Annotated in this window: 4 protein-coding genes and 2 pseudogenes; 4 read left to right on the forward strand and 2 right to left on the reverse strand. The window is 73.2% G+C overall.

The window, feature by feature from the left end; translation table 11 throughout:
• Positions 1–191: pseudogene (locus tag ABT106_RS32225) on the forward strand (hypothetical protein); the annotation flags it as partial.
• On the opposite strand, the pseudogene ABT106_RS30675 reads toward ABT106_RS32225, so the two are convergent.
• Positions 102–2186, reverse strand: a pseudogene (locus ABT106_RS30675) (right-handed parallel beta-helix repeat-containing protein); the annotation flags it as partial. The pseudogenes ABT106_RS32225 and ABT106_RS30675 overlap by 90 nt on opposite strands.
• Before the next feature lie 279 nt (positions 2187–2465).
• Here ABT106_RS30675 and hmgA point away from each other — a divergent pair.
• Together hmgA and ABT106_RS30685 are read left to right on the forward strand one after the other, a co-directional pair.
• Entirely contained in the window at positions 2466–3803 is a 1338-nt protein-coding gene (gene hmgA / locus ABT106_RS30680; RefSeq protein ID WP_351283980.1) for a homogentisate 1,2-dioxygenase, read from the forward strand.
• 65 nt (positions 3804–3868) lie between these two features.
• Positions 3869–4618 carry a GntR family transcriptional regulator gene (locus ABT106_RS30685; protein WP_351283983.1) on the forward strand — a complete coding sequence of 250 codons (750 nt, stop codon included), beginning with the start codon at positions 3869–3871 and terminating at the stop codon, positions 4616–4618.
• A gap of 118 nt (positions 4619–4736) precedes the next feature.
• Here ABT106_RS30685 and ABT106_RS30690 read toward each other — a convergent pair whose 3' ends face one another.
• Positions 4737–4907: a hypothetical protein gene (locus ABT106_RS30690; RefSeq protein WP_351283986.1), complete on the reverse strand. Its 171-nt coding sequence runs from the start codon at positions 4905–4907 to the stop codon at positions 4737–4739.
• A gap of 140 nt (positions 4908–5047) precedes the next feature.
• On the opposite strand from ABT106_RS30690, the gene ABT106_RS30695 reads away from it, so the two are divergent.
• Positions 5048–6090 (forward strand): type ISP restriction/modification enzyme (locus ABT106_RS30695; RefSeq protein ID WP_351283989.1); only part of this gene is annotated, 1043 nt, incomplete at its 3' end.

Here is a 6090-nt window from a genome sequence, read left to right on the forward strand (position 1 = left end):
CGACACCGCTGCCGGGCGACCGGATGACGTACGTCAAGCAGGTCGAGGGGGTCGACACCCGCCTCACGCTGCTCTGGTTCCTGGACCGGGACGGGGCCGCCCCCCGCGGCCACCGCCGGTGCGGGGACGGGCGCGGTGGCGGCGGCCGGAGTGCCCGGGCCGGCCGGGGCCGGAGTGGCGGGGCTGGCTGAGGCCACTACCGCCCAGAGCACCCAGACCAGCGCCACCAGGGCCCGTACCCAGGCGGGGCTCAGGGGGGTCCAGGGGATCATCAGGACCGCCTTGTCGAAGGCGTCGAGCAGGGTGAGCCCGGCCAGCAGCAGGGTCAGGCGGGCCAGCCAGGGGCGGTCGGCGCGCAGGGCCAGGCCGGCGCCCGTCCACCACAGCCCGAGGAGGAGCAGTGCCAGCGCCGGGACGAAGGTGGCGACCAGCCCCGTGGTGGAGCCCGCCACGTCCAGCGCGAGCCCGGCCAGGCCGAGGAGCGAGGCGATCGTGCCCAGGCGGGAACCGCGCAGGCGCCGCCGCCACAGCACGCCGCCGACGAGCAGCAGCACCGCCGCCACGGCCAGCGCGATCTGGGTCTCGACCCGCTCCAGGCCGCGTGCGCCGTACCAGTCGCAGCCGGCCGGGAGTTTGCGCGCCTGGACGCTGTAGTCGGCGCAGACCAGCAGTTGGACCAGCTTGACCGGTTCGCCCACCAGCCGGGCCGAGGCCCCGGTGAGGTCGCCGCGGGCGGCGCCGCACTGCGGGACGGTGCCCGGGGTGGAGCCGTCGGGGCCGTCCTGCCAGCAGTTGCCGCGCCCCTGGCCGTCCCACCACACGTCCATGCCGTTGGGCCGGGCGGCGCCCGCCTTGTCCTTGCCCATCACGTTTCCGGCGTACCGGTTGTGGTGGGAGGTGTCCGTCTGCTTGGACCATGCCTCCTCGCCGCGGACGAAGGCCGGGACGGCGCTGAGGAAGAAGCCGGCCCGCTGGTGCCCGTACACCCAATTGCCCTCGTACAGGTTCCAGTTGCCGCCCGCGGTGATGATGCCGCTGCCCGGTGGCATGGAGATCTGGGGGCAGACGACGCCCTGTTCGTAGCCGCGTTCGGCCGGCGGCTTGGCGCAGGTGCCGTCGGCGACGTACCGGTAGTAGTCCTGATTGTTGTCGTGGATCAGGTTCCGCTCGAACTTGGCGTGGTTCTGCGGGAGTCCGGGGTGGCCGGGGAAGGCGCTGTCCATCGAGGCGCCGCCCATGTTCTGGTCGAACTCGTTGTCGTGCACCCAGACCGAGTCACCCGCGGTGCCGGAGTAGCCGACCATGTTGTGGTGGCTGCGGCAGCCGGTGATCTCGATGGAGTACCGGGGGACCTCGTAGCCTCGGCCGTCGTTGATGTCGGAGGCGCTGCCGGGGTAGATGCCCGAGTCGCCGTTCCCGTAGGACTCGCAGTTCTTGTAGAGCCCGTGGTCACTGGCGAAGGTCAGGAAGCCGTACTCGTCGTTCCAGCGGGTCAGTACGTCGTCGATGACGAAGCCGTCACCCGCGAGCACGTACAGCGAATTGAACGTGGTGCGCTGGGCGGTGAAGTTGCGGAAGTAGACACCATTGGACTGGTCGGCGCGGACGGCGTTCAGCTTCTGGTACTTGGCGTCGATGACCACGTCCAGCCGTGAGGCTCCCGTGCCCTCGATCTGGAGATTCGTCTTGCCGAGGATGGCGACGAGGTTCTGGTTGTGCCGACACCGCACCTGCTGCTCGTAGCTGAGGATCTGGTAGCCGAGCGAGGAGTCGGGGGCCTTCAGTGCGGCGCACTCGCCGACGGGCTTCGGGAGGGAGGGCTCCTCCTCGTAGAGGCCGGGGAGGATCGCGATGTTCATCCCTGGCCGGTCGACGGCGTCCACGGCCTCCTGGAGGTGGCGGTAGCCGGTCTTCTCGCACCGCTCGTAGAGGGCGAGGTTGCGCTGCCGCAGCGCCTCGGGGAAGGCGGACACGCGGCGTTCGAAGGCGGGCCGGTCCGTCTTGCAGACCAGCAGGTCGGGCTCCCCGGCGCGGTACACGGGTACGGATCCGGTGCCGTCGGGGAGGGTGACGGGCCGCTCCTCGTGGGCCTGGGCCGTGGGGGCGGCGGCGAAGAGGGACAGAAGGGCGAGGAGGGCGGCGAGGAGCACCGCCGGCACGGCAGGAAACCTGCGGGTCCACGACATGCGCGAGAGAGTAGAGCATTGTTCATCTTTTGGGATCCCCCCGTGCGGGAATCCGTTCGGCCCCGTGCGGGAATCCGTTCCGCCCGTGCGGGAATCCGTTCGGCCCCGTGCGGGAATCCGTTCCGCCCGTGCGGGAATCCGTTCGGCCCGGGCCGGGCGGCGGCGGTCCGCGGCCCCGGCGCCCCCGCCGTCCGCACCGACCGAAAGCCGCCGTTGACGTGGAGGCCGCGGAATCCTACTGTCACCCATAGGATTCCTTCGAAGGAGCGGGAGCGGCACATGAGCGAGCAGTCCGGCAGCGAGCGGGCCAGAAAGACGGCGGAGGCGCTGGAGTACCTCGGCGGCTTCGGCAACGAGCACAGCTCGGAAGCCGTCCCCGGCGCCCTGCCGCTCGGCCGGAACTCGCCCCAGCGCGCGCCCCTGGGCCTCTACGCCGAGCAGCTCAGCGGCAGTGCCTTCACCGAGCCGCGCAGCCACAACCGCCGCTCCTGGCTCTACCGGATCCGCCCCTCGGCCGCGCACCCGCCCTTCACCCGGGTCGACAACGGGGCCCTGCGCACCGCCCCCTTCACCGACGCCCCCGCGGATCCGAACCGGCTGCGCTGGAACCCGCTGCCCGCCCCGGCGCCCGGCACCGACTTCCTGGCCGGCCTGTGGACCGTCGGCGGGAACGGCGACGCGACCCAGCGCACCGGCATGGCCATCCACCTCTACGCCGCCAACGCCTCGATGGACGACCGGGTGTTCAGCGACTCCGACGGCGAGCTGCTGATCGTCCCCGAGCGCGGCGGGCTGCTCCTGCGGACCGAGTTCGGCCTGCTCGCAGCCCGGCCGGGCGAGGTGGCGCTGATCCCCCGCGGCGTGCGGTTCCGCGTCGAACTGCTCGACGCCGACGCCCGCGGGTACGTCTGCGAGAACTACGGGCAGCCCTTCGAGCTGCCCGACCTGGGCCCGATCGGCGCCAACGGTCTCGCCGCCGCCCGTGACTTCCGGGCCCCGGTGGCCGCGTACGAGGAGCCGGGCCTGCTCGACCGCCCGACCGAGGTCGTCAACAAGTTCTGCGGCAACCTCTGGTCGGCGGCCTACGACCATTCTCCGCTCGACGTCGTCGCCTGGCACGGCACGCACGTCCCGTACGTCTACGACCTGCGCCGGTTCAACGTCCTCGGCTCGATCAGCTACGACCATCCCGACCCGTCGATCTTCACCGTCCTGACCTCGCCGTCCGACACCCCGGGGCTGGCGGGCGTGGACTTCGTGGTCTTCGCCCCGCGCTGGCTCGTCGGCGAGGACACCTTCCGCCCGCCCTACTTCCACCGCAACGTGATGAGCGAGTACATGGGCCTGATCGACGGGGCCTACGACGCCAAGGCCGAGGGGTTCGTCCCCGGCGGCGGCTCGCTGCACAACATGATGTCCGCGCACGGCCCGGACCGGGAGACCTTCGACCGGGCGAGCGCCGCCGAGCTGAAGCCGCAGAAGATCGACGACGGCCTGGCGTTCATGTTCGAGACCCGCTGGCCGATCACCACCACCGCCCAGGCGGCCGGCGCGGACCACCTCCAGCGCGGCTACGACGACGTCTGGCGGGGACTGCAGCGCCACTTCCGCGCCTGACCCGGCCTGCGTACGCTCACCTCCGCCGCCGCTCTCCCCCTGTCCAGCCCTACGGAGAACCACCCGTGACCGCCTTCGCCCCCGACTCGCTGGTACTGAACCGGAAGCTCCCGCTCTGGTACCAGGTGTCCCAGTCGCTGCGCGCCTCGATACTCGGGCGCACCCCGGACGCCTCGCTGCGCCTGCCCACCGAGGAGCAGCTCGCCGGGCACTACGGGGTGAGCGTGCTGACCATGCGGCAGGCCCTCAAGGAGCTGGAGGGCGAGGGACTGATCAGCCGGCACCGGCGGCGCGGCACCTTCATCGAGCCGGGTGCGCTGCGCGGCGCCCCCGTACGTCTGCTGGGTTCGGTCGACGCGATCGTCGCCCAGCAGTCGGGGGACCGTACGACGATTCTCGGCCACGGGCGCACGGCCGTGGCCGGGGAGTTGCTGGAGCACTTCCCGGACACGGCCGAGGTGGTCACCTACCGCCGTCTGCGCCACGACCGCGAGAGCGGGGAGCCGACCAACTGGGCGGAGAACGCGGTCCTGCCCGAGTTCGCCGCCGCCGTACGGCCCGCCGATCTCGAACGGTGGCCGATGACCAAGGTCCTGCGGGACATCGCGGGGGTGCGGATCAGCCGGATCACCGACACGATCGAGGCCCGGCTCGCCGACCCGGAGACGGCGGAACTGCTCCAGGTCCCGCTGCTCAGCCCGATCCTGCACTACACGGGTGTGACGTACGACGAGGACGGCCGGGTCGTGGACGTGGCCCGCATCCGCTACCGCGGCGACCGCTTCTCCTTCACCGTGACGGTGGACGCGCACTGACGGGGCGCGGGCCCGTCGGCGCGACGCTCACGGCCAACGCCCCAAGCGCCCCCGCACCTCAGCGACCACCGCCACCACAGCGACCACGACGGCCACGACGGCCACGACGGCCGCAGCCTCAGCCCTGCTGGGCGTCGTCCTCCGCGGTGCGCTCCCCCTCCGCCTGAGACGGGGTGGTGCGCGTCGTCCGGGGGTGGCGCCGCTGCGCGCGCTGGGCCTCGTCCATGTCCTCGTCGAGGCGCTCGCCCTCGGCCTGCGACGGAGTCGAGTATTCGTCGTACTGGCTCATGCCCATCTCTCTCCTGGGTCGATTCAGGACGTACGGCTACACAAGGAGCGTAACGCTTCGGCCGGGACGCAGCCCGGCCGCCGGGTGTCGTCGCTACCATCGGCGGCGTGAGCGACGACGTACCGCTGCTGGACGATCTGATGCCCTGGGCCACGGGCGGCCTGCGCCTCGGCCGGGACTGGGTGGCCGCGCCCGACCCGGCCGTCCTGCGCGCCCGCTGGGCCGCCCTGACCGGCGCCGAAGGAGCCGACCGCGAACGGCTGTTCCGCCCGAGCCGCAGCCGCACCCCGGCCGCCGGCGCCGCGGCCCTGCCCGGCCAGCGCTCGGCCACGACCCGGTTCGCCGACGGTCCGGGCCCCTGCCCCGACCCCGTACGGGTGCTTCGCGCCCCCTTCGACGAGCAGTGGCTGCTGCCCGACCAGCGGCTGATCGACAGCGCCCGCCCCGAGCTCTGGCGGGTGCTGGACGGACATCAGCTGTTCCTGACCGAGGGCCCGGAGCCGCTCGTCACCGCGCACCTGCCGGCCGGGCGGGTCGTCCGTGTCCGCCCCCTGCACCGGCGTCCGGGCGGCGCCGAACCGAACCTCGCGCCGGGCCTGCTGCCCCTCCTCGGCGGGCAGTACGGCGGCTGGGCCACCCCGGAGGACGTGCTGTGCTGGATCCTCGCGGCGGGCCGCCCCGGCCCCCGGGGGTACGAGGTGCCGCTCGCCGCCACGGCGGAGCGCTGGCGGGCCGGGCTGGACCTGGGGCACCGGCTGCTCGCCGTCCAGCTGCGCGGGGCACGCGGAGAGCCGCCCCGGCTGCCCGGCGGGCGGCGCCCGTACGTCCGCTCGGCGGTGGCCGGGTGGCCGCACGCGATCGCGTACGACGCCGGGAGCCAGACGCTGAGCCTGGGCGCCGGCACCGTCTCGCCCGTCCCGCCCGGGGCCTGGGAGTACGAGGTCCAGGGCGCCCGGGTGCTGGAGTCCTGGTTCGCCGCGCGCGACGCGCACCGGGACCCCGCCGCCGACGGACTGGAGGCGCTCGGTCCGGCCGAGTGGCCGCAGGAGTGGACCTCGGAGCTGCTGGCCCTGGTCACCACCCTGGCGGCCAGGAGCTCTCGCAGCGCCTCGGGGTGCCCGTGTACGTGGACAACGACGCCAACCTCGGCGCGCTCGGGGAACTGGTCTGGGGCAGCGGCCGG

It is taken from the genome of Streptomyces sp. NPDC002044, assembly GCF_040296725.1.
GTDB lineage: Bacteria > Actinomycetota > Actinomycetes > Streptomycetales > Streptomycetaceae > Streptomyces > Streptomyces antarcticus.